Origin of the sequence: Roseobacter sp. HKCCD6576-2 (assembly GCF_013179285.1) — a bacterium.
GTDB classification, from domain to species: Bacteria; Pseudomonadota; Alphaproteobacteria; order Rhodobacterales; family Rhodobacteraceae; genus Rhodophyticola; species Rhodophyticola oceani.
The window spans coordinates 1-21,736 of sequence record NZ_WVNW01000011.1 but is presented as its reverse complement, the minus strand read 5'-3'; the positions used below and the strand labels follow the sequence as shown (position 1 = coordinate 21,736).

General features: G+C 59.5%; 22 protein-coding genes and 1 pseudogene. 9 read left to right on the top strand and 14 right to left on the bottom strand.

What is annotated here, in order from left to right:
• Nucleotide 1: 1 nt before the first annotated feature.
• Genes GTF44_RS19400 through GTF44_RS19390 form a run of 3 tightly spaced genes read right to left on the bottom strand, consistent with a single transcriptional unit; the run spans nucleotide 2 to nucleotide 4,301 of the window.
• Complete coding sequence (locus tag GTF44_RS19400) at nucleotides 2-2,059, bottom strand: hydantoinase/oxoprolinase family protein (RefSeq protein ID WP_171562497.1); 2,058 nt, start codon at nucleotides 2,057-2,059, stop codon at nucleotides 2-4.
• On the bottom strand, nucleotides 2,056-3,750 hold the full coding sequence (locus tag GTF44_RS19395) for a hydantoinase B/oxoprolinase family protein (RefSeq protein ID WP_171562498.1): 1,695 nt from the start codon (nucleotides 3,748-3,750) through the stop codon (nucleotides 2,056-2,058). Before GTF44_RS19395 ends, GTF44_RS19400 begins: the two co-directional genes overlap by 4 nt.
• Complete coding sequence (locus GTF44_RS19390; RefSeq protein ID WP_171562499.1) at nucleotides 3,747-4,301, bottom strand: tautomerase family protein; 555 nt, start codon at nucleotides 4,299-4,301, stop codon at nucleotides 3,747-3,749. The genes GTF44_RS19395 and GTF44_RS19390 overlap by 4 nt, the downstream gene beginning before the upstream one ends.
• Nucleotides 4,302-4,445: 144 nt before the next feature.
• Here GTF44_RS19390 and GTF44_RS19385 point away from each other — a divergent pair, with 144 nt between their 5' ends.
• From GTF44_RS19385 to GTF44_RS22455, 7 genes are all read left to right on the top strand, one after another.
• A complete protein-coding gene (locus GTF44_RS19385; RefSeq protein WP_171562500.1) occupies nucleotides 4,446-5,240 on the top strand; it encodes a UTRA domain-containing protein in 795 nt (264 codons plus the stop codon).
• On the top strand, nucleotides 5,237-6,631 hold the full coding sequence (gene leuC / locus GTF44_RS19380) for a 3-isopropylmalate dehydratase large subunit (protein ID WP_171562501.1): 1,395 nt from the start codon (nucleotides 5,237-5,239) through the stop codon (nucleotides 6,629-6,631). The genes GTF44_RS19385 and leuC overlap by 4 nt, the downstream gene beginning before the upstream one ends.
• Nucleotides 6,628-7,245 (top strand): 3-isopropylmalate dehydratase small subunit, encoded by a 618-nt coding sequence (leuD, locus tag GTF44_RS19375; RefSeq protein ID WP_171562502.1) that lies wholly within the window; start codon nucleotides 6,628-6,630, stop codon nucleotides 7,243-7,245. Before leuC ends, leuD begins: the two co-directional genes overlap by 4 nt.
• A gap of 70 nt (nucleotides 7,246-7,315) precedes the next feature.
• The gene (gene dctP, locus GTF44_RS19370) at nucleotides 7,316-8,329 is read left to right on the top strand and encodes a TRAP transporter substrate-binding protein DctP (protein WP_171562503.1); all 1,014 of its coding nucleotides are present in this window, start codon (nucleotides 7,316-7,318) and stop codon (nucleotides 8,327-8,329) included.
• 63 nt (nucleotides 8,330-8,392) lie between these two features.
• Nucleotides 8,393-8,899, top strand: coding sequence for a TRAP transporter small permease (locus GTF44_RS19365; RefSeq protein ID WP_171562505.1), 507 nt, complete (start codon nucleotides 8,393-8,395; stop codon nucleotides 8,897-8,899).
• The gene (locus GTF44_RS19360; protein ID WP_171562507.1) at nucleotides 8,899-10,212 is read left to right on the top strand and encodes a TRAP transporter large permease subunit; all 1,314 of its coding nucleotides are present in this window, start codon (nucleotides 8,899-8,901) and stop codon (nucleotides 10,210-10,212) included. The genes GTF44_RS19365 and GTF44_RS19360 overlap by 1 nt, the downstream gene beginning before the upstream one ends.
• 211 nt (nucleotides 10,213-10,423) lie before the next feature.
• A complete protein-coding gene (locus tag GTF44_RS22455; protein ID WP_301270786.1) occupies nucleotides 10,424-10,555 on the top strand; it encodes a hypothetical protein in 132 nt (43 codons plus the stop codon).
• A 41-nt stretch (nucleotides 10,556-10,596) separates the two neighbouring features.
• Here GTF44_RS22455 and GTF44_RS19350 read toward each other — a convergent pair.
• The 10 genes and pseudogenes from GTF44_RS19350 to denD all read right to left on the bottom strand — a co-directional run.
• Nucleotides 10,597-10,857: pseudogene (locus GTF44_RS19350) on the bottom strand (transposase); the annotation flags it as partial.
• Nucleotides 10,858-10,896: 39 nt separating this feature from the next.
• On the bottom strand, nucleotides 10,897-11,154 hold the full coding sequence (locus tag GTF44_RS19345; protein WP_171562509.1) for a hypothetical protein: 258 nt from the start codon (nucleotides 11,152-11,154) through the stop codon (nucleotides 10,897-10,899).
• A gap of 28 nt (nucleotides 11,155-11,182) precedes the next feature.
• Nucleotides 11,183-11,950 carry a hydroxypyruvate isomerase family protein gene (locus GTF44_RS19340; protein ID WP_171562511.1) on the bottom strand — a complete coding sequence of 256 codons (768 nt, stop codon included), beginning with the start codon at nucleotides 11,948-11,950 and terminating at the stop codon, nucleotides 11,183-11,185.
• Nucleotides 11,950-12,594: a 3-oxo-tetronate 4-phosphate decarboxylase gene (otnC, locus tag GTF44_RS19335; protein ID WP_171562513.1), complete on the bottom strand. Its 645-nt coding sequence runs from the start codon at nucleotides 12,592-12,594 to the stop codon at nucleotides 11,950-11,952. Before otnC ends, GTF44_RS19340 begins: the two co-directional genes overlap by 1 nt.
• On the bottom strand, nucleotides 12,591-13,841 hold the full coding sequence (otnK, locus tag GTF44_RS19330; RefSeq protein WP_171562514.1) for a 3-oxo-tetronate kinase: 1,251 nt from the start codon (nucleotides 13,839-13,841) through the stop codon (nucleotides 12,591-12,593). Before otnK ends, otnC begins: the two co-directional genes overlap by 4 nt.
• A 1-nt stretch (nucleotide 13,842) precedes the next feature.
• Nucleotides 13,843-14,730: an L-threonate dehydrogenase gene (gene ltnD, locus GTF44_RS19325; protein ID WP_171562516.1), complete on the bottom strand. Its 888-nt coding sequence runs from the start codon at nucleotides 14,728-14,730 to the stop codon at nucleotides 13,843-13,845.
• Nucleotides 14,731-14,732: 2 nt separating this feature from the next.
• Complete coding sequence (locus tag GTF44_RS19320) at nucleotides 14,733-16,013, bottom strand: TRAP transporter large permease (RefSeq protein WP_171562518.1); 1,281 nt, start codon at nucleotides 16,011-16,013, stop codon at nucleotides 14,733-14,735.
• Nucleotides 16,010-16,531: a TRAP transporter small permease gene (locus GTF44_RS19315; RefSeq protein ID WP_170437239.1), complete on the bottom strand. Its 522-nt coding sequence runs from the start codon at nucleotides 16,529-16,531 to the stop codon at nucleotides 16,010-16,012. Before GTF44_RS19315 ends, GTF44_RS19320 begins: the two co-directional genes overlap by 4 nt.
• 74 nt (nucleotides 16,532-16,605) lie before the next feature.
• On the bottom strand, nucleotides 16,606-17,568 hold the full coding sequence (locus GTF44_RS19310) for a TRAP transporter substrate-binding protein (protein ID WP_171562520.1): 963 nt from the start codon (nucleotides 17,566-17,568) through the stop codon (nucleotides 16,606-16,608).
• 28 nt (nucleotides 17,569-17,596) lie between these two features.
• Nucleotides 17,597-18,583 carry a D-erythronate dehydrogenase gene (gene denD, locus GTF44_RS19305; protein ID WP_171562522.1) on the bottom strand — a complete coding sequence of 329 codons (987 nt, stop codon included), beginning with the start codon at nucleotides 18,581-18,583 and terminating at the stop codon, nucleotides 17,597-17,599.
• 138 nt (nucleotides 18,584-18,721) lie between these two features.
• Between denD and GTF44_RS19300 the strand changes: the two genes are divergently transcribed.
• Complete coding sequence (locus GTF44_RS19300) at nucleotides 18,722-19,723, top strand: LacI family DNA-binding transcriptional regulator (RefSeq protein ID WP_171562524.1); 1,002 nt, start codon at nucleotides 18,722-18,724, stop codon at nucleotides 19,721-19,723.
• A 12-nt stretch (nucleotides 19,724-19,735) separates the two neighbouring features.
• Here GTF44_RS19300 and GTF44_RS19295 read toward each other — a convergent pair whose 3' ends face one another.
• The gene (locus GTF44_RS19295; RefSeq protein ID WP_253261360.1) at nucleotides 19,736-19,987 is read right to left on the bottom strand and encodes a DUF4143 domain-containing protein; all 252 of its coding nucleotides are present in this window, start codon (nucleotides 19,985-19,987) and stop codon (nucleotides 19,736-19,738) included.
• 392 nt (nucleotides 19,988-20,379) lie between these two features.
• Between GTF44_RS19295 and GTF44_RS22200 the strand changes: the two genes are divergently transcribed.
• Entirely contained in the window at nucleotides 20,380-20,757 is a 378-nt protein-coding gene (locus GTF44_RS22200; protein WP_367383654.1) for an AAA family ATPase, read from the top strand.
• The last annotated feature ends 979 nt before the right edge of the window (nucleotides 20,758-21,736 follow it).

Sequence of the window (21,736 nt, the reverse complement as noted above, 5' to 3'; positions counted from 1 at the left end):
GTCATGCCTCGCTGGGTTCGATAATCGTGTTTCCGAAGGAATCGACGCACCCGGTCAGGCCGGGGTCGATAAGAATGGTCGTGTCGGGCTGAACCAAGATAGCTGGCCCTTCGATCTCAGATCCAACCGGCAGCGAAAGCCGGTCATAGATCGCAGTGTCGTGCCATGCGTTGCCGAAATGGACCTGTCGATTGCCGGTCTTCGACGCCTCCACATTCCCTCCCTCGGGTGCCAGCGTTGCTAGGTCAAATCTCGGGCGTTTGCCAATCACGGCCGTCCGCAAGTTCATCACCCGCCGCGCGCCGTTCTTCAAAAGACGTCCGAAGGTCGCCGCATAAGCGGCATCAAAGGCGGCTTCGATTGCTGCAACTGTCGCCGGTTCGACTGTCCGGTCCTTCACCGCGACTTTCAGCGGCACAGCAACCGTATGCGTTTGGCCCACATAGGCCATGTCCAGCTCGACCTCGATTTCGCGGGCTTCGAAGCGCGACTGCGCGGCATCCAGAAGGGCCATGCCTGCGTCAACGTGGCCCTGGAGCCAGTTGCCAAGTACATCGACATCCAAGGTCGCAGTAAGCGAGTTGATCGTCTGCACAAAGTCCTGCCGCATGTCGGCAATGACACAGCCCATGGCGCTCGTCACGCCGGGATAACGCGGGATGATCGCCCGGGCGATCCCGACATCCTGAAGTATCGCACCCGCATGAAGTGCGCCGCCGCCGCCAAAGGGCATGAACGCAAACCGCTTGGGATCAAAGCCACGCTCAATGCTTACCAGCCGGATTGCGCCCGCCATGCGAGAGTTTGCCACCCGCAAGATGGCTTCCGCCGCGGCTTCGGTCGACAGGTTCAGCTTCGTGCCCACATGGTCATCAATCGCCCTGGCTGCGGCTTCGACATCCAGGCGATCGAGCTTGCCCCCAATCGGGCTGTCCGGATCGATCCGTCCGAGGACGACATTGGCGTCGGTAACCGTGGGCCGCGTGTTGCCCTGACCATAGGCCACTGGCCCGGGCGTCGAACCCGCACTTTCTGGCCCAATGTTCAGAAAGCCACCCGGGTCGACCCACGCGATGGAGCCGCCACCGGCACCAATTGTCGTGATCTCGATCATCGGGGCGCGTACGACCATGCCAAAGTCGATGGATGTCTGCTGTGACAACATCGATTTGCCATCAGAAATGAGCGCGACATCAAAACTCGTGCCGCCAATGTCGCCAGTGATGACATTGTCGAACCCAGCGGTCTGGGCGATGTAGCCGGCAGCGATCACGCCCGCTGCTGGCCCCGACAGTGCCGTCCGGACCGGCAAACGACAGGCCGTATCGGTGCCCATCACGCCACCGTTCGACTGCACGATCATGAACTCGCCGCCAAACCCACCACCTTTCAGTGCCGTATCGAGCTGGTCGAGATATCCCGATACCTCCGGCTGGAGGTAGGCATTCAACGAAGTGGTCGAAAAGCGTTCGAACTCACGAATTTCCGGCAGGATCTCAGCCGATGCGCTCACATGCGGATTTGGCCAGATTTCGCGAACCGCTTCAACGGCCTTCTGCTCGTTCTCGGAATTGGCATAGGAGTTTGCGAAGAGGATGGCCACCGCCAGACAATCAGCGGCCAACAACGTCCCCACAGCAGCGCGCACCTCGTCAAGATCGACCGGCGTTCGGACCGTTCCATCGGCCAGGGTTCGTTCCGAGACTTCAAGTCGAAGATCACGGGGCACAACCGGATCGAACGCGCCGCGCAGACCCCATGTCCGGGGCCGGTCGCGCCGTCGCATCTCGAGCACATCCCTGAGCCCGCGGGTCGTGATGATCCCGATCTTCGCGCCCTTGCGCTCGAGCAAGGCGTTGGTCCCGGCGGTCGTCCCGTGAACGACCACGTTTACCGTCGACAGGTCGTCTACCTGACGCGCGATCCCGTCCAGAAAGCCACCGGACTGGCCAGGCCGCGTGGTCGGCACCTTGGAAACATCCGCCGTTCCTGAAGCCTCGTCCAAAACAAACACGTCCGTGAACGTTCCGCCCACATCGACGCCGATCATCCGGCTCATTGGCCAGCCTCCGTCCAGTCCGAACCATAAAGCTCGGTCGCTTTCTCAGATGTCAGGTAGCCAAGCGCCACGTCTCGCGCGACCGCCTCTGGCACGCGTTCGGATGCGGGGCCATAGCCACCACCGCCTGGGGTTTCGAGCCGGACGGCCTGACCTTTCTTGAGCTTGATACCGAGCATTTTCGACGTCAGTGGCGGCGTTTTCCAGCCTTCGTCTTGCTCATAAGTAAAGACGTTCATCGCACCACCTTCGCCGCCGACAACGCCATTCGGCGAAAACCGCCCACGCTCACCAAAGAGGAAGGCTTCAGATTTTTCTTCAAGGGCTTCAATCTCATAGACGGCACCCAACCCGCCGCGATGCGCCCCCGCACCTGCACTGTCGGGCCGCAGCGCCCATTGGCGGAACATCACTGGATAAGCGGCTTCGAGGATTTCCATTGGCGGGATTGTCGCCGTGGAGATCGGCGCGTTGCCATGATTCAGACCATCGCTCTCGATGCTGCCGCCGTGTCCACCACCGTAAAAGCTGAACATCACCCAAGGCTGCCCATTGGCACGTTTGCCCGCAATGGAGAGTGCGTTGATGGTGCCATAGGCATTCGCGACAACCCGATCCGGCGCGGCCTGCGACGCGGCTGAAAAGATCACGTCGATCATGCGCAGAATAGTCTCGGTATACCCACCCACCGGAGCCGGGAATTCCGCTGACAACAGTGAATTATTGGGAACCCGAACCTTAACCGGGCGCATGACGCCTGCATTGGCCGGAAGGTCCGGAAAGATGTGTTTGATCGCCACATACGCCGTCGCCACAGCCGTTGGTAGAGCGATATTGACCGGTCCAGCGGTCTTGGGTGCTGTCCCTTCGAAATCCAGAAGCATGCGGTCACCTTCGATTTCGAGGGCAACTTTGATTGGCAATGCTTCGTCCGTGATCCCATCATTGTCGAGGTGATCCATGGCTTCCCAACGCCCATCGGGCAGCGCCGATAATTCGCTGCGCATCAAAGTCTCCGCACGATCTCCAAGAGCATCCAAAGCCGCTCTGACGGTTTCGGCGCCATATTCGTCCAAAAGCTCGTCCAGACGTTTCTGCCCCAGATCCAGCGCGCCAAGCTGTCCGTTCAGGTCCCCCATCGCCGATTGTGGGAGGCGGGTGTTGCGCAAAAGGATGTCGATGATGTCCTGCTGCATCTTGCCACGGCGGGTCAGCTTGACCGGCGGCAGAACAAACGCCTCCTGAAAGGCTTCGGTCGCGGATGGGTTGTAGTTCCCCGGCACCGCGCCACCGACATCGTGCCAGTGGCCAACACTGGCGAGATAGCAGAACAACTCTCCATCCCGGAAATAAGGTCGCACCAGACGCATATCCGAAAGATGTGTGCCCCCCATATGCGCGTCATTGAAGATATATGTGTCGCCGTCGGCCAAATCACCCGCGCCGGCTGCCTTGTCGATCACGGCCTTCACTGCAAAGGACATGACGCCCACAAAGATCGGCAGCCCCGACTTCCCTTGCACCAATGTGTCGCCGGTGTCGGCATGATAGAGCCCATGCGATGCGTCGTGCGCCTCGGCAATGATCGGATTGAACGCCGCTCGGAAAAGCGTCGCGTCCATTTCGTCGGCGATCTGTTCCATGCGCCCGGCCAAGACGGCCAACGTGATGGGATCGATTGTGTCGCTCACTGCTGTCGTTCCTCGGCGATGTCGTTCCAGACGTCCTGGCAAATCAGTTTGGCGCCCTTGATCTCGAACCTGTCAATAAAACGGATGCCTTCGAACGGCTCTCCGTCGGGCCATGCACCGGAAAGCGTGCCAGTCACATAGACGATGGCGCGACCGTTCTGATGAAATGCCTCGGTAGAGGTGATCGTCTTTCTGACGAACTGATACCGGCCCTTCGCCCAGCCGATCAGCTCCGCGATGCTGGCCATCGGTTGGGTGCCTGGAAAAGTCATCCGAAACCCGGCCGCCAACATGGCCTCTGCGGTTTTGATGTCGCGGGCCTCCATCGCAGCTAGAAAATCGAGCGCGATCTGAAGCGGGTCATGAAGCGCCGGAGAGTGGGATGGCTTAACCCGCGCGTAGCACTCTGGCGGCGCCTCTTGGACCACCACTGTCACGGCTGCATCGTCCAGACAAACAACAGACCGGACGGTGTCTTCAAGCGCAGCGGCCAGCCGTGATTTGTTCTCTGCTGAATAGCCCTCGCGTACGTGCACCTCGACAATCGGCATGTGTTCTCCCAAAAATCTGTACTTTCAATATAACAGATATTAGATTATGAAAAGGTCAAAATAATTGCCGAAGAGGTGTCAGGTTCTGTTGACCGGCCCCTTGACCGATCCAGTGTTGCGGCATCGAACAGGAGACATGCGGCGGTGACGATTCACGCCCAGGCATCACTTCCCGAAGGCGGCAAAGCGCGCCGGGTATACCTGTTGCTCCGCGATGATATATCAAATGGACGATATGCCGAGGGAGAGTTCTTACCCGGCGAGAACCGCCTGGCAGAGATGCTGAATGTCAGCCGTATTACAGTGCGTCGCGCCCTCGAAGCGCTGGCCGCAGACGGGTGGATCGAGAAAAAAACCGGTGCCGGGTCGGTCGTTCTTTCACAGCGCGGCAAAGATGAAAAGCTAGCCGCAAACTTTGCAACCTTGATACCTCAACTCGTTGAATTTGATCGCAAAACAACGGCTCATTTACTGTCATTCTCGTACGGGGTTCCATCGAAAGTTGTCGCCGCTTCGCTTGGGCTTGCCAAGGACGGGCGCGTTCAGACCGCCGTTCGGGTGCGCCTCTCGGACGGGGAGCCATTCTCGCACCTGACGACGCATGTGCCCGAAGACATCGCCCGGAATTACGATGAGATGGACCTCGCCACGCAGCCCTTGTTCCGGCTCTTGGAGAGGAGCGGGGTTGAAGTCGAAGGTGCAGATCAATCGGTGACGGCAACGCTCGCCGGGCCTGACGTGGCCGAGGCGCTTGAGGTGTCTGTCGGCTCGCCGCTGCTTTGGCTCGAGAGAGTCGTCCGTGATTCGAATGGACGTGGGGTCGAGCACCTGTCTGCTTTGTACAGACCAGACAGGTTCCGGTTGGAAATGAGTATGACCCGCATAGGGGCGGGGGAATCCCGCCATTGGGAACCAGTGATCGGAGCGCGCGACATATGACGACGCTCCTTGATAAGCTTTGGGACGCCCATGAGATCCTTCGGAGCGAAGAGGGGCGGTCTCTTCTGTGGGTCGATCGGCATCTGGTACATGAGGGTTCGCATCACGCCTTCGCCAAGCTTGCCGCGCGCGGAGCGCGCGTGGCGGAACCCAACCTGACATTTGGCGTCGTTGATCACTATGCGCCTACGCGAGGCGCGGCGGCCAGCCCCGCAATTGCGCGGATGATCAAGACGCTCGAGAACAACGCGGCGGCGCATGGCGTGACATGCTTCGGCCTCAAGGATCCGCGTCAAGGCATCGTCCATGTGGTCGGCCCCGAACAGGGCCTGACGCTGCCGGGTCTCCTGATTAACTGCGGCGACAGCCACACGTCGACTCACGGCGCCTTCGGTGCGCTGGCCTTCGGAATCGGCGCAACTGAGGTTGCGCATGTCCTTGCGACCCAGACGATCTGGCAGAGTAAGCCGAAATCGATGCGGATCACGGTAACTGGGAAAATGGCTCTGGGTGTCGGAGCCAAGGATCTCGCGCTTGCCTGGATTGCAAAGCTGGGGACCGGCGGCGCCCAAGGACACGCGGTCGAGTATGCAGGCGATGCGGTCCGCACCCTGTCGATGGAAGGCCGAATGACGCTCTGCAACCTCTCAATCGAAGGCGGCGCGCGGTTTGGCATAATCGCGCCGGATGACACTACCCTTGATTACATCCAAAACCGGCCTTACGCGCCCAAGGGCGCGGCGTTCGACAAGGCGGTTTCGTACTGGAAAACACTTCAGAGCGATTCCCACGCCGAATTTGACCGTGATGTGAGCATAGATGCCACTGATATCGCGCCAATCGTGACCTGGGGCACGTCGCCCGAGGACGCCTTGCCAGTGACAGCAAAGGTGCCGAGCCCAAGCGCTGTCCCCGACGCTGAGGCTGAACGTGTGACCGCGGCAATCGACTACATGGGACTGACACCAGGCAGGGCGCTGACCGAGGTGCAGATCGATCAGGTCTTCATTGGCTCCTGCACGAATGCCCGTATCGAAGACCTCCGCGCCGCCGCCGCTGTACTGGCGGGCCGCCGGGCCAAGGTACCGGGGCTGGTGTCGCCCGGCTCGCAGCAAATCAAGTCTCAGGCCGAAGCTGAAGGACTGGATCGTATCTTCACCGACGCCGGCCTTGAATGGGCTCGGTCCGGATGTTCAATGTGCGTTGCCATGAATGGCGACAGTGTTGGGCCGGGAAAGCGCTGTGCATCCACGACTAACCGCAACTTCCGCGGCCGGCAGGGTCGCGGAGCTCGAACGCATCTGATGTCGCCCGCAATGGTTGCCGCTGCTGCTGTCACCGGACACCTGACCGATGTCCGCCCGATGCTTAAAGGACGGGACGCCGCATGAAGGGCTGGACTGAGCATAAGGGCACCGCGATTGCGCTCGACATCGAAAATGTCGACACGGACCAGCTGATCCCGGCGCGGTTCATGTCGACGACGCGAGCCGATGGCTACGGCAAATACCTGTTTCATGATCTGCGAACGGACAACGAGGGCGCTCCGGATCCGCACTTCCCGATTAATCGCCATCCGACAGCCAGTATTCTTGTTGGACGCCGCAACTTTGGCAGCGGATCATCCCGCGAAGCCGCCGTTTACGCCTTGGTCGATTACGGCATGCGCGCCGTCATTGCCCCCAGTTTCGGTGACATCTTCGCCTCGAACTCCGTGAACAACAGCCTTCTTCCAGCGCTTATCAGCGAAGAAGATGCCGCCCAACTGATCGCCTTGATCGGCGATGGCCAAGTCGAGCTAAACCTCAATATCGAAACAACAAGAATAACGGTCGGTGGCCAGAACATTCCCTTTACTCTCAGCGGGGCGTGGGCCCAAAAGCTGATGAACGGGTGGGATGACATCGACCTCACAGAACACCACTGCCCCGCTATCTCGGAATATCGGGCACGGCGCGCGCGGATGTTGCCGTGGGTGTTTCCGGCAGAGGAAACCGCTGGATGACTGCGGGCTTCACCATAGCTCGCCACGTTAGGCGCCAGGGCACTGGCACGGAGGATAGGAGGAACTACCCATGAAGATGCAACTCGCTGCTGGTATCGTCGCCAACTCCATGATCATTGGGGCCGTGGCACAGGCGGAAGAGACGATCACTGCTGTCCATGCGTTTCCGGAAACGCTGATTTACACGCAGAGCTTCCTGTCATTTGTCGAAAAGGTGAACGAAGCTGGTGAAGGCGTCGTTCAGATCGAGGTGCGTGGCGGACCGGAAGCCATCGGAATGTTCCAGCAGCCAGACGCCGTACGCGACGGTATTGTCGACATGGTGTATACGCCGGGCTCATTCTACGGCGGCGCTCTCCCTGAGAAGGACGCCCTCGTGGCCTCAAATCTGACAGCCATTGAAACACGTGAGAATGGCGGCATCGCGCTGATCGACGAGATCCATCAGGAAAAGATGGGCCTCAAGTATGTCGGTTGGTTCGACAGCGGCGTTTGTTACAACCTCTGGACCCGCGAAGCACCGACCTTCGACGCTGGCGGCAACCTCGAAGTTGAAGGTCTGAAACTCCGCGGTAACGCGGTCTACAACGCCTTCTTCACCAACTATCTCGGCGCTCAGGTGATTGACCTGCCAACCGGCGAAGTCTACGCGGCACTTCAGCGCGGCGTCGTTGACGCTACCGGCTGGACCCAGATCGGCCTAATCGACCTGAAGTGGAACGAGTTCCTGAACTACCGGATCGACCCCTGCTTCTTCTCGACGGACCTCGGCGTGATCGTGAACCTCGATCGCTGGAATGAACTCTCGGACGAAGCGCGTCAGATTGTTCAAGATGTCGCTATCCAGCACGAGATCGACAGCGTGAACGCACTTCGCACCAAGCGTGACGAAGACTTCGCCGCGCTGGATGCTCAGGGCATGAACGTCGTCTCGCTCGAAGGAGACGCGAGAGCTGCCTACCTCCTTGCTGCACGCGAAAAGACCTGGAAGCGGATGCAGGAGCTGATGGCAGAACACCCCGTGGGAACCGCAAACTACGATCGCTTGATTGAATTGTTTTACGATCCTGCCGCCGACCGGTGAGCTAGCTAATCACACCGGCCCGGAGCGCATCGGCTCCGGGCCGAACTGTACTTGAAGGTTCCTATGCAAGCGCTGATCCGGATCTATGACGCCATACTAAACTTCATGGCCCTGATCGCCGCAGGAATGCTTGTTTGGCTGATGGTCTCGATTGTCCTGTCCGTCGCCATGCGCAACCTCGGCATTCAACCCTGGGCCTGGCTCTTTACCTCAGCCGAATACGGCATTCTTTACATGACCATGCTCGGTGCGCCGAAGCTGGTGCGCGAACGGGGTCATGTCCATATCGAACTGGTCACCTCGGCACTGAGCCCGGCCCTGCGTCACATCGTAAGCCGGGGTGTTGCGGCGGCCTGTGTTTTGGTCTCGCTTATCCTCGCCTGGTACGGGCTCGAGCTTTTCGTGACCAATGTCGAGCGCAACGACTATGACGTCCGCGCCTACTTCTATCCACGCTGGATGCTGACCATCACATTCCCCATTGCATTCAGCTTCATGGCCATTGAGTTCGCCCGTTTCGTGTTTGGAAGCGAGTTCATGCATTCGGGCGAAGCAGGGATCCACGAATAATGGAATGGTACGAGTCCCTCGCGCTGCTCATCGGCAGCATCATGGCGCTCATGGCACTCGGCATGCCGGTGGCGCTGGCCTTTTTAGCCGCGAACATCATTGGGGCTTGGGTATTTATGGGGGGTGAGCGCGGGATTGTTGCGCTTTTGAACAATGGCTGGGGATCGCTCTCAAAATTCGCTCTGGTTCCCATTCCGCTCTTCCTGCTGATGGGTGAGATCTTCTTTCACACAGGCCTTGGCAGTCGCATGTTCTCGGCCATCGACCGGCTTCTGGGCCGTCTACCGGGGCGACTCAGCTACGTGACGGTCCTCGGCGGTACGGGCTTTTCAACCCTGTCGGGGTCGTCGATGGGCTCGACTGCTCTTCTGGGCTCCTTGATGGTCCCCGAGATGACCCGGCGAGGTTACAAGAAACACATGTCCATCGGGCCCATTCTTGGAACCGGCGGCCTTGCCATCATCATCCCGCCGTCCGCCCTCGCCGTGCTCTTGGCGACACTTGCCCAGATTGATGTGGGTGCCTTGCTCATCGCTGGCGTCATCCCCGGACTGATCCTTGCGGCCTTCTATATCGGTACGATCTTTCTGCAAACGCGTATGGATCCCACCGCCGCGCCTCCCTATGAGGTCGAACACCAGACCGTTTCCAAAAAAATCGGCCTGCTTGTGCGCGATGTCATACCGATGATCGGCCTCATGGTTGTGATCGTTGTCATGATGATCAACGGCATTGTAACCCCGTCCGAAGCGGCGGCTTTCGGCGCGCTGGGTGTCCTAATTCTCGCACTCTTTTACCGGTGCCTCACCTGGACCGCGATAAAGACGTCGATCCGCGGCGCGCTCCGGGTAACGCTGATGGCCTATCTCATCGTATTTGGCTCTGCGACCTTCAGCCAGTTGCTTGCCTTTTCCGGCGCATCCCGTGGCCTGATCAGCTGGGCCACAGGGTTTGAGCTCGACCCGATCTATATGCTGACCATCATGTTTTGTGTGTTGTTGATCCTCGGCATGTTCATGGAGCAAATCTCGATGATGATGCTGACTGTCCCGATCTTCTTCCCGCTGGCACTGACCCTTGGCTTTGACCCCATCTGGTTTGGCCTGATCATGCTTTTGGCACTGGAAATCAGCTTTACCACTCCGCCCTTTGGGCTGCTTCTGTTTGTCATGAAGGGCGTTGCGCCCTCGGACACAACGATGCGGCAGATTTATTCGGCGGCAATACCGTTCATCCTATGTTCGCTTTTGCTCGTGGTTCTCCTGGTGCTTTTCCCTCCGCTCGCGTTGTGGCTTCCCGGCCTAGGAAACTGAGCAGAAGCCCTTCGGCGGACCAGTCTTAGCACCGACGGCGGTGATCCAGTCCCGAACGGCCTGTGCAACGAACTCAGGGCCATAGCACGTCGGGAACAAGCGGTGTTTTGAGGTTATGGCCACCCGCGCAGCCCAAAGTTAGCGCAGCGGGTGGCCATAACCGGGTCTCAACAGTGGTTTTGCATGAACCGCACTGATGAGGAGACCGGCTATGACCGCCCACCATTCCAACACTTCGACCTTGTTGGTTGCTATCGACATTTCCAAATATCGGCACGAGGTACTGATTGGTGTTCCGGGCAAGAAGCGCCGCCGCAGATTGACCATCACGAACACATCCTGATAGTGCTGGACAACCTCACGACATCGGGGCAGGCTTCACCACTTTTTTAGCAGAGCATCCTGAAGTATCGTCTTGTCCAACGTCAGGTGAGCGACCAGGCGTTTTAGCTTGCCGTTCTCGTCGTCGAGTGGCTTCAGCCTGCGGATCTCCGACACACCCATCCCTGCATAGACCTTCTTCCAACGATCGAACGTCACCTCGGCCACACCCATCTTGCGACAAATCTCGCCGACGGTCGTTCCAGACTCTGCCTGCCTCAGCGCAAAAGCAATCTGTTCGTCGCTAAATCGTTTCTTCGGCATCGGTACACTCCCTCTCTTGCCAGAAATGTACCCAATATTTCACTCTGAATTCGGACCAGTTTCAGAGGTCAAGACCAAACCCGCGCCCATAATGAACCGAAGGACCAGCCAAGCCTCCGGCAATTGGAGAATCGGCATCAAAAGCAAGCTCAGCCCCACCAGGACATATCCAAGCGACATGCCACCCGCAGTGTTCAACCGTGCGGCCAGTGCCGGAAAAAATGGCAGACAGATCAGGGTCGCAAGCGCTGGCATGCTGTCAGATAGCGCGAAGGCGCTTAGCGTGGCGCGCTTCATAATCTTAGCATCAAAGAGGTCGCAGCATTTACTGGTCTTTGAAGGCTGTCATCCAGCCTAGTCCCGCCAAAGTCTCGCCTTGACGAGGTTTGTATTCTGCACCGATCGGCCTGTGCCAACCCTCGCCCTCCAGCCAGCGGCAAAGCCAGAGGAGGTCAACCTCCCCCTGCCCCGGCTCGCCCCGGTCTGGGGCCGAGGCGATCTGGATATGTCCGATCCGGTCCCGATGCACAGTGAACTGACCGGTCAGATCCCCCCGCATGATTTGCGTGTGATATAGGTCATACATGATCCTCAGATTGGCCTGCCCCAGATCGTCGATGATCCGCGCCGCATGGTCCATATGCACCAGATGATAGCCCGGGACGTCACGGTAGTTCAGCGGCTCGATCAGGATCGTCAGATCCGGCGCGGTGGCGCAGGCATAGGACAGAGCCTCGCGAAAACAGGCCTCCGCCTCCGCGGCGCCATCCGTGCGACCGGCCATCACATGCACCGCCCCGCAGCCAATCTTGCGCGCATAGGCAATCGCCTGATCTATTGCAGCCCGCGCCTCCTCGCGTCTGTCCGGCAAGGCGCACAACCCAAAATCCCCGCCCGCGCGGTCGCCGAGCCAAGTGTTCAGGCCCAGCATCGGCAGGCCTGTCTCCTTCAGGGCGGCAGACACCTCCGCCTCAGGCTGATCAAACGGGAAATGACATTCCACAGCGTCGAAACCCTGCGCCTTGGCGGTGCGGATTGCCTCCGGCAAAGACAAGTCAGTGAACAGAAACCCCAGATTAGCCGATAGCCACATCAGCCCCACTCCACCCCATAATACCGCACCAGATCCATCACCTGTGCATCGGTTATGCCTCTTGGGTTTGCGTGTCGCAATAACATCGCGAGCTTGGCACCCTCCTCGAGCTCCTCAATCGCATAGACCGTTGCCTCCAGCTCTTTACCCGCTACGATCGGGCCGTGATTAGCCAGCACAACAGCGCTACGCTTGCCGGCAAGACTTCGCACTGCTTCGCCCATCTCCGGATCGCCCGGGCGGAAGAATGGCAAGCGCTTGACCTTGCCGAGCTGCATGATTGGATATGCGGTGAGCGGAGGCAGCATGTTATCTTCGTCCACATCCGGCAGCATCGACAAGGCGGTAGAATGCGTGGAATGCAGATGCACCACGGCACCCGCGCTTTTCCGAGTATCGTAGAACGCCGTATGAAGCGGCATCTCTTTCGTGGGCTTGTCACCGGCCACATGGCGGCCTTCGGCATCGAACCGCGACAGACGCGCCGGATCGAGCCGTCCGAAACTCGCCCCTGTTGGCGTAACCAGCAGACCACCATCCTCGGTCCGGACCGAGATGTTGCCCGACGCACCACCCGTCAGACCGCGGTCAAACATTGACTTGGCCCAGAAACAGATATCCTCGCGCAGCTTGGCCTCGCTCATGGTGTACCCTCCAGCACGGTGGCAGCTTTGATAAAGAAATCCTCACCCCCGAAATTCCCCGATTTCAGTGCCAGCACCAGATTGTCCGACGCACGCACGGCCGGCACACCGGGCGCGATCTCCGGCCCAATTGACAACGCCTTCAGCCCCAGCCCTTCGACCACCGCCCCCGAAGTCTCACCCCCCGCCGTGATCAGCCGCCGAACCCCATGCGCGGTCAATTCTCGTGCTGTAGCGGCAAAGAACTCCTCCAGCGCGCGCGCCACCCGCTCTGTCCCGTGTCGTTCCTGCATGGCGCGCACAATATCCGGATCGGCAGAGGAATAGGCCAGCGGCAGACCTTCCTGCACGGCCAGCCACCTTGCCAGTCCGTTCGGCGTCAGACGACCATCCAGCACATCCTCGACCGCGATCTCCCGTGCTGGGTGTTCTGCCTTATGACGAGCCACCTGCGCGCGTGTCGCGATAGAGCAGGAGCCCGAGAGAACCGCGGCCTTGCCCTCCTCGCCACGCCAAGCGTTGACGGCTTCGCCAATCTCGCCGCGTGCGCGGAAATTGGCAGGAAGGCCTAGGGCAATCCCCGACCCTCCGGTAATCAGCACGTCGTCGGCCAGCGCGGCACCCAGCGTCATCAGATCGGTGTCCGTAATCGCATCCGCGACGACAAACCGCCGCCCCGCCGCTTGCTCCATCTCCATTGCTGCAAGGACGGCCTCCGCCCCGTCCGCGACGCGGGCCAGCGGGACATGGCCAACCTCTGTCTTGCTCTGCGCTGCTAGAATACGACGTAGATCTGGGTCGGTCATGGGTGTCAGGGGATGGTTCTGCATCCCACTTTCCGACAGCAAGCGGTCCCCCACGAAAAGATGCCCCTGAAACACCATTCTGCCGGTGCTGGGAAAAGCCGGGCAAAACACCGCCCTCGGCGCGTCCAAAGCCTCTGCAAGCGCCTCTGCCACTGGGCCGATATTACCTTCCGCCGTACTGTCGAAGGTGGAACAATACTTGAATAGAAATTGCGTGCACCCCTGCCCTTTCAGCCAATCCAGCGCCTCGAGCGATCGCCTGACCGCCTCTTTCACTGGTATTGACCGGGATTTGAGCGCCACGACCCCCGCCTCCATTTCCGCGTCCGCGGGACCATCTGGCACGCCCACATAAACAGCGCTACCCATGCCTTGCCGCATCAGCGTATTAGCAAGATCCGAGGACCCCGTGAAATCGTCCCCGATACATCCCAGCTTCACGTCATTCTCCCGGTAGTTTCAGTCCCGCTCTCTCAGCGTAGAACTTGGCAATCGCTGCGTCATCCTCCTGGGCGAGACCCGCCTCTGCGGCCTCCCGGAACTGACCCAGCGCGCGCCGCGCAACCGGGAGGTCCAGCCCCATCGCACTTGCGGCTTCGGTGACGATGCCCAGATCCTTGGGCCAGATGGCCACTGTCGACAGCGGCGTGTAATCGCCCTCCACCACATGCGGGGCACGGTTCTCGAACATCCAGCTGTTGCCCGCCGAGACTGAGATGACTCTCAGGATATCCTCTGGTTTCAAGCCCTGTGCGACGCCGAAGGTCATTGCCTCGGCCATTGCCGCGATATGCGTGCCCGCCAGCAACTGATTGACCGACTTCATCGCCGACCCTGTCCCCGCCTCAGGGCCCAGCGCATGCACCGTCTCCGCCATCGCATCAAGCGCTGGTCTGGCCTTGGCAAAGGCCTCCTCATCGCCCGACGCCATGATCGATAGACGGCCCTCAACCGCCTTGGTCGCTCCGCCCGAGATGGGCGCGTCGAGATAGAAAAGACCCTGCTCCGCTGCGGTCGCCGCATAACGCCTGGCATCCGCCGCCGGGATCGTCGCAGAAGAGATCACAACACCCCCCTCGGCCAACTTACCAGCCCATCCCTCAGACCCAAAGAGCGCCGTTTCGGTCTGGGCGGTGTTCAGAACCACACTGACCAGGATCTCCACCCTCGGCGCACTTTCTGCCGTTAGCGCCACGCCACCCGCGGCGCGCAAAGCCCTGACTGCATCCGGTCGCGGATCAAAGCCCAGCACCTCATGGCCAGCCCGCAGACACGATAGCGCCATGCCCATCCCCATAGAGCCCAGACCAAGAACCGCAATCACCGCCATATCTATCTCTCCACTAGTAGTTCGACCGGCCCAAGTGCAATCATCGGCACGTAGGTGATCAGCATCAGGCACACAAAGACGACCAGCACAAACCAGATGAGCTGCGGAATGATCCGCTCCACCGGGATGCCAGCCACCGCACAGGCCGCGAAGAGGTTCACGCCCAGTGGCGGAGTGATCATCCCCAGGGCTAGGTTCACCACCACGATCAGCCCGAAATGCACCGGATCTACGCCATATGCGATGGCAATGGGCGCAAGGATCGGCGCCAGCACAAGGATCGCGGCAGAGGTTTCGATAAACATGCCGACAAGCAACAGGAGCAGATTGACGACCAGCAGGAAGGCAAATCGGGTCTCGAATACCGCGTTGAACCAGACCGCAATGTCGTTCGGCAATCCAGACCGAGTGATCAGAAAGGAAAAGAGCGCCGCGGCCGAGATGATCAGCATGATCGCCGTAGACGACACCACCGTCCGTTTCAGGATGTTTGGCAGCGCGCGCAGCGGCAATTCGCGATAGAAGACGAGGCTGACCAGTATGGCCGTGGCCACCGCGGCCGCGCTTGCCTCTGTGGGTGTGAAAACACCGGAATAGATCCCTCCGATAATGACAAACGGCACCAGCATCGCTGGCAAGGCCGCGATGGTCGCGGCGCGCAGCGAGGGGCGGTCTTTCCCGTCCTCCAGACCCAGGCCCCGCGAACGGCAGATTAGGATCACCGTCAGCATCAGCGCGCCAGCCACCAGCAGGCCCGGCCCAATGCCCGCAATGAACAGTTGCTCGATCGAGGTGTTGGTCGACACGCCGTAAAGGATCAGCGGGATCGATGGCGGGATCAACACGCCCAGTTCAGCAGAGCTGGCCTGGACGGAGGCCGCCAACGGCTTGGGATACCCATGCCGTGCCATGGCGGGGATCAGGATCGCACCAATAGCGAAGGTCGTGGCGACTGACGAGCCCGAAACGGAGGCGAACATCATGCAGGTCAGCACGCAGGAACAGGCCAGCCCGCCCTGCATGCCGCCCACCAACGCCTTTGCCAGATCCACCAGCCTGCGTGAAATGCCACCTGCGCTCATTAAGTTGCCAGCAAGGATAAACAGCGGGATCGCCATGAGTGGGAAACTGTCGATGCCCGCGAACATACGTTGAGCGACCAGAAGCAGAGGCAAACTTCCATGTGCTTCGATGCCCACAATGGCGGCCAGACCAATCGCGACCGCAATCGGAACCCCTATCAGGAAGAAGACTGCCAGTGAAATAGCAATGGCAGCATTCATCGCTCTGCCTCTTGGTCCAAGATCGGCTCTGTTGCAGCCGCGCTGGAGCCCGCCAGCCAAGCGCGCAGTGAACAGCCCAGGATCGCGATGATGGCGAACACCGCCCCAACCGGCAGGGCCGCGTAGACCCAAGCAATGGACACCTCAAGGGCGGCAAGCGTCTGGCGTGCGACACGCTCCGTCATGCCCCAGCCCTGCCAGAACAGGATTGCAAAGAACGTCAAGGACAGCGCGTTGGCCCCAAGGTAGAGCCATAGCCCTAGCTGCCCGGGCAATGCCCTCTGTACGATCTCCATCGCGATCATCGACCCGTGCCGGTATGTGGCAGCAACGCCCAGAAAAACCGACCATATCATAGCCGACCGGGTGATTACCTCCGACCAGGTTGAGGGCACACCGATCACAAAGCGAGTGGTCACCTGCCACATCGCAAGCGCCGCGGCGATAATCAGAAAGAGGATGGCCAGCGTGAGTGCAAACCACGTGCTCCAGCGCTCAAACTTGAGAAAAAGGGTCATTTTTTGCACTCGTTCAGAGGCTGCAACCGCCCAAGAGAACCCTGCAGGCCCAGGATCGGGCCCGCAGGACTACCTCATTCAACCGCCTGAATGCGCTCGACCATTTCTGTGCCGTACTGGTCGGTGTAGACGCGGTAGGCCGCTTCGGCGAGCGCCTGGAACGGCGCTCTGTCAATCTCGGTGATCACTTCCATCCCCCGCTCTTCCATCAGGGCGATGCCCTCTTCTTCAAGTCTCAGCACCTCGCTACGCGTGGCCTCCACCGACGCCGCTGCGGCTTCTTGGAACCAGCCTTGTTCCTCTTCGCTCAACCCGTCCCACAGGATCGGCGACACCAAGATGATCGCTGGTGAGTAGACATGACCGGTCATTGAGACATGGTTCTGCACTTCCCAGAAGTTCGATGCTGTGATGACCACGATTGGGTTTTCTTGGCCATCCACAACGCCCTGTTGTAGAGCGGAAAAGAGTTCTGGAAATGCCATCGGCGTTGGTGCCGCGCCCATGTTCTGGAACGCCTCCATATGCACACGGTTTTCCATCGTGCGGAGCTTCAGCCCGTCCAGGTCTTCTGGCGTCCGGATCGGCCGTTGGGAGTTCGTGACGTGACGAAAGCCGTTCTCAGTCCATGCCAGGCCGACCAGATCGGCATCGCGCATCCTATCCAGCAGTTCTTGCCCGATCTCACCGTCTAGTACGGCGCGCGCATGGTCATAGTCACGAAACAGAAACGGCAGATCGAGTGCGAAGACCTCGGGCACGAAGTTTCCAAGCGGGCCGGTCGACGTAATCACCATGTCGACCGAGCCGATCTGCAATCCTTCGATCATGTCCCGCTCGCCTCCCAACTGCCCGGCAGGTGCCTGCGTGCCGGACCAAGCACCCCCCGACACCTCGGCCAGAGTGTTCAGAAAGGCCTGTGCTCCGATGCCGTAATGGCTGTCGGCAGCCACGGTGTGGCCGATAGTGATCTGGTTCGCCTGCGCTGCGCCAGCGATCATCGCGGCCGTTGCAGCGGCAAATGTCATGAGTCTCATGGTCTTCCTCCCTTGGTCTGTATGCCGGTCATACCGGCATCGAAAGCGTCTGTCGGAATTGCTCCAACAGATCGCGAAATCCTCCGTCTTTACGAAATCCCAAAGCCTCTGCCCGGGGCGTCTCGATCCCGCCGGGCCAGCTCTTCACAATAGCCGCCACAGCTGCGTCCGGAACGGGACGCACCAGTTGCGCAACTCCATCCCCCTCTTCGGCACGCATGACGTCCAGTATTTCTCCGACGGATACTGACAAGCCCGGCAGGGTTATGGTCGTTTCGCCTTTCAGCGCGCTCTGTTTCAGGGCGGCCGCATGAAACACATGGTCAACTACTCGGTCAGGCGAGGCCAAGTGCAGGCGCACCTCGCGCCCGACCGGCAACACCGCCTGCTGTCCGGTCAGCGGCTCCCGAATGATCCCACTCGCAAAAGAGGACGCCGCGCGGTTCGGTTTGCCAGGGCGCACTGAAATCGTGGGCAACCGCAGGCTGCGTCCCCGCAGAATCCCACGACGGCTCGCGTCACGGATCAGGATTTCTCCGATCATCTTTTGCGCGCCATAGCTGCTGCGCGGCGCGGGCGGTGTCGTATCTTGAATGACCTCATTGTCCGCACAGGAAAAGACAGCCACCGACGAAGAGAAGATTACAACAGGCGGCGAGCTCAGCGCCTCCAACGCCTGAATGAGCGCCATGGTCTCTTCGACATTGACCCGCAGGCCGAGCCCGAAGTCTTCTTCCGCCGCGCTTGAAACCACGGCGGCCAGATGCACGATCAGATCCGGCTGCGCGGCGACCACCGCACACAACACATCTGGATGACCAACGCCACCTGACAGCGCACGAACGAATGGATAGGTCGCCTCCAGCATAGCCAGCGAGTCCTCAGCCACATCACAGGCCAAGATCTCATGGATCTGATGCTGCTCCCCCTCCAGTTCGATGCTCCCGGCTGCCGAAAGCCTATCAATCAGCATGCACCCCAGAAAACCGGCCGCTCCAGTGACCAAAATGCGCATGACAATCCTCCCTCAGCAGCACCCCTACAGGGCAATGACAGCGCTGTCAAACATACTATCCCTTATAATATGGTCTTTTTTTCACATTTGATCGGCGCTATCATCACGAAATTGCTATTCGCATAAAGAACGGACGACATGATGGCCCCATCTAGAGTTCGACTGGCCGAAGTGGCCAAACTCGCTCAAGTGAGCGAGATAACCGTGTCCCGCGTCGTGCGCGGCGCAGCGAATGTGTCTGCGGACACCGTACGGAAGGTAGAGGAGGCGCTTGAAAAGACGGGCTATGTCCGCAACAGGCTAGCCGGATCCTTCGCAGGGCGGACATCGAACCAAATCGCAGTGATCCTGCCCTCCTTGTCGAACATCGTCTTTCCCGACGTGCTCCATGGGCTGGAGGAGCGGTTGGAGACCGCTGGCTATCACCCGATCCTGGGCGTATCGAACTACGATGCCGCGCGGGAGGAACGGTTGATCGCAAGCCTTCTGGAATGGCAGCCCGCAGGCATTGTCATAGCAACGGCAGACCCGTCCCCCAAAGCCCGCAAGCTCCTCAGCCGTGCAACTTGCCCCGTTGTCGAAATCATGGAGATTGACACCAACCCAGTCGATATGGCCGTGGGCCTGTCGCAAGTGCAGGCGGGCAAGTCGATGGCGTACTATCTGCTCGGACGAGGCTATGAAAGCTTCGGCTATATCGGGCACGACTTGATCCGAGACCGCCGCGCCGCAGCCCGCCGCGACGGTTTCCGCGCCGCCCTGCAAGAGGCAGGCCTGGATTTCGAAACCTCGCTGCAGGATGCGGCCCCGAGTTCCGTTGCTTTGGGCCGGACGCTTACCGCACGCATGCTAGGGATCGGGACGCCGCGGCTGATCTACTATTCCAATGATGACATGGCGATCGGAGGCCAGTTCGAAGCGCTCGCCAATGGCCTATCCATTCCGGACACACTGGCTTTGGCCGGGTTTAACGGGCTCGACCTGGGTCAGGCCGCCCCGATCCCGTTAACGACGGTACAATCCCGGCGCAACGAAATCGGCGCCACCGCGGCCAAGCAGATCCTCGCACGTCTCGCCGATCAGGACACGGCACGGATCGTCGATATCGGCTTCAAACTGATCCCTGGTGCGTCCACTTGACACTCACGCCGACTACAGGATGCCCAGAAGGGCCTCTAAGCTTTCAATGCCAAGGAGCGCATGGGTCATCCCTGCGTCCCGAATAAAGACCTTGGGCGATTTCGCCAATCGCTTCCCCAAGTTAGCATGCCATGGCGGAAGCCGCCGCACCAGCCTTAGGTCGACAAGCAGATCAAGGTACAGCGTAACACTCTGACCTGAGACACGGAGGTTCCCCGCCAGTTTCACGGCGTTGAGTAGTCCTCCCTGTTCGTGCGTAAGCATGGTCCAGAGTCGGCGCAGTGCCTCGGCCAGAATACGCAATCCGCGCCCGACATCAGGTGATGTGCCAGGCTGGCCTCCATCGCCTATCATCCGCGACGCGTTGAAGGAGATCTTCAGCAAGGAGATCAGCCGTGACTTGATTGGCAGGCTGCATGCTCGCGGCCCGATCGGGATAGGGCCGCGATCCCCGCGGCGTGGGGCACCCTGTACCTATGTGACTGCGGATTAGTTCCTCGTCGCCTTTAATCTGGAGTCGCTGCCGGACCGGCAGCAGCTGGAAAATGAGATGCTGGTTTGACGGAGGAAAGATAGGCGTAGCGTGCATCGCCGTCACGGTGCTGGACTCGCCTTAAGTCCTGCAAATCTTCCATCGCATTGGATAAATGTAAGGTATAATCGAGCGCAGTCACAGACAACGGGTTAAAGGGGCCCTGGAAGCCCAGGCTGGTGTCGCCCTGCTTGGTCCAAGACAGGTCTGCAAAACGACCCTTGCGCAAGACATCGCAGAAGGCCGCGATGCGGTCTATCTCGATATGGAGCGGATGGCGGATCGTCAGGTGTTGGGGGAGCCGGATCTTTATCTCGATGAGCAGATAGGCCGGCTTGTTGTCATCGATGAAATCCAACTTTTGCCCAATCTGTTCAAAGCTCTGCGCGGTCAAATCGACCGGCGCCGGAGGGTAGGACACCGGACCGGGCAATTCCTGTTGTTGGATCGGCGTCAAACACGGTACTGCACCAGAGCGCCGAGTCCTTGGCTGGACGGGTGAGCTATCACAAACTGACGCCCTTCCTTTTGTCGGAGGTCAGCGTTGACGATTTGCCCACGCTTTGGCTTCGGTGGACCGGAACATTTATTTTTGGCTGGCCGGAACGCGCTATTTTACAATGGTCCAATATGAATATTTTTCATGTTCGCGCGGGTTTTCGTCTCTTTTCTGCTTTGTCCCGCTCAATATGAGAATGGGCGTCTGTGCCTCGATCTGGGCCGCTATCCGGCTCTTAGAACGTCAACAAGGCTGGCAATAGCACCGCCAGCCTTGCCCTGTTTAGGGGCTTGTATTGCCCCGCTGATACATCGCCCATAACCAGGGCGTGACGGTTATTCGTCGCCCCCTTCGTCCGGCTTGCCGTCATCGATGTCCTTACCGTTTTCCAGAAAATCGTCCAAGAGATAGGTGCTTCTCGACATCCTCAAAACCAAGGGCTCTACCGAGGTCGCAGCCAAGGAACCACGGTTACCCGTCCTGATCCACGATTGTGATGTCTGTGTCCTCGAACTGAATAATTGCCATGTGGGCTGTCTCCTTTGGTAGTGTAGTGAGGGTCGAATACCGGGCGGGGCAGAATCCTACGGTAAGGCGAAAGCCGCCGTTCGTGTCTTCTGCTGCAATGGTGCCTGAAAGAGCCCTGACCAGACCTTCACCGAACTTTGCGTTGTGCTCGTGCAGAAGGTTCTTAACCGCGCAAACCGGACATTCTTAACTAAGCTGTGTTGACAAAATCAAAGCCTGGCAGGCACGGCCCTCATCATAGCTTGCACCTATCTAAATATAGGATTGAGGTATTTCCGGAGACAGCGTGCAGGTTCTAATGATGGGTTAGCACTCCATTGATTGGCCCCGAATGCTCGATGAAATAACCGGAAATATCCGCAATAGATCCAGCCTGTTACTTGCGGGCAGGATGGGTGTGCCGTATCATCGGTTCATCGGTTCATCGGTTCATCGGTTCATCGGTTCATCGGTT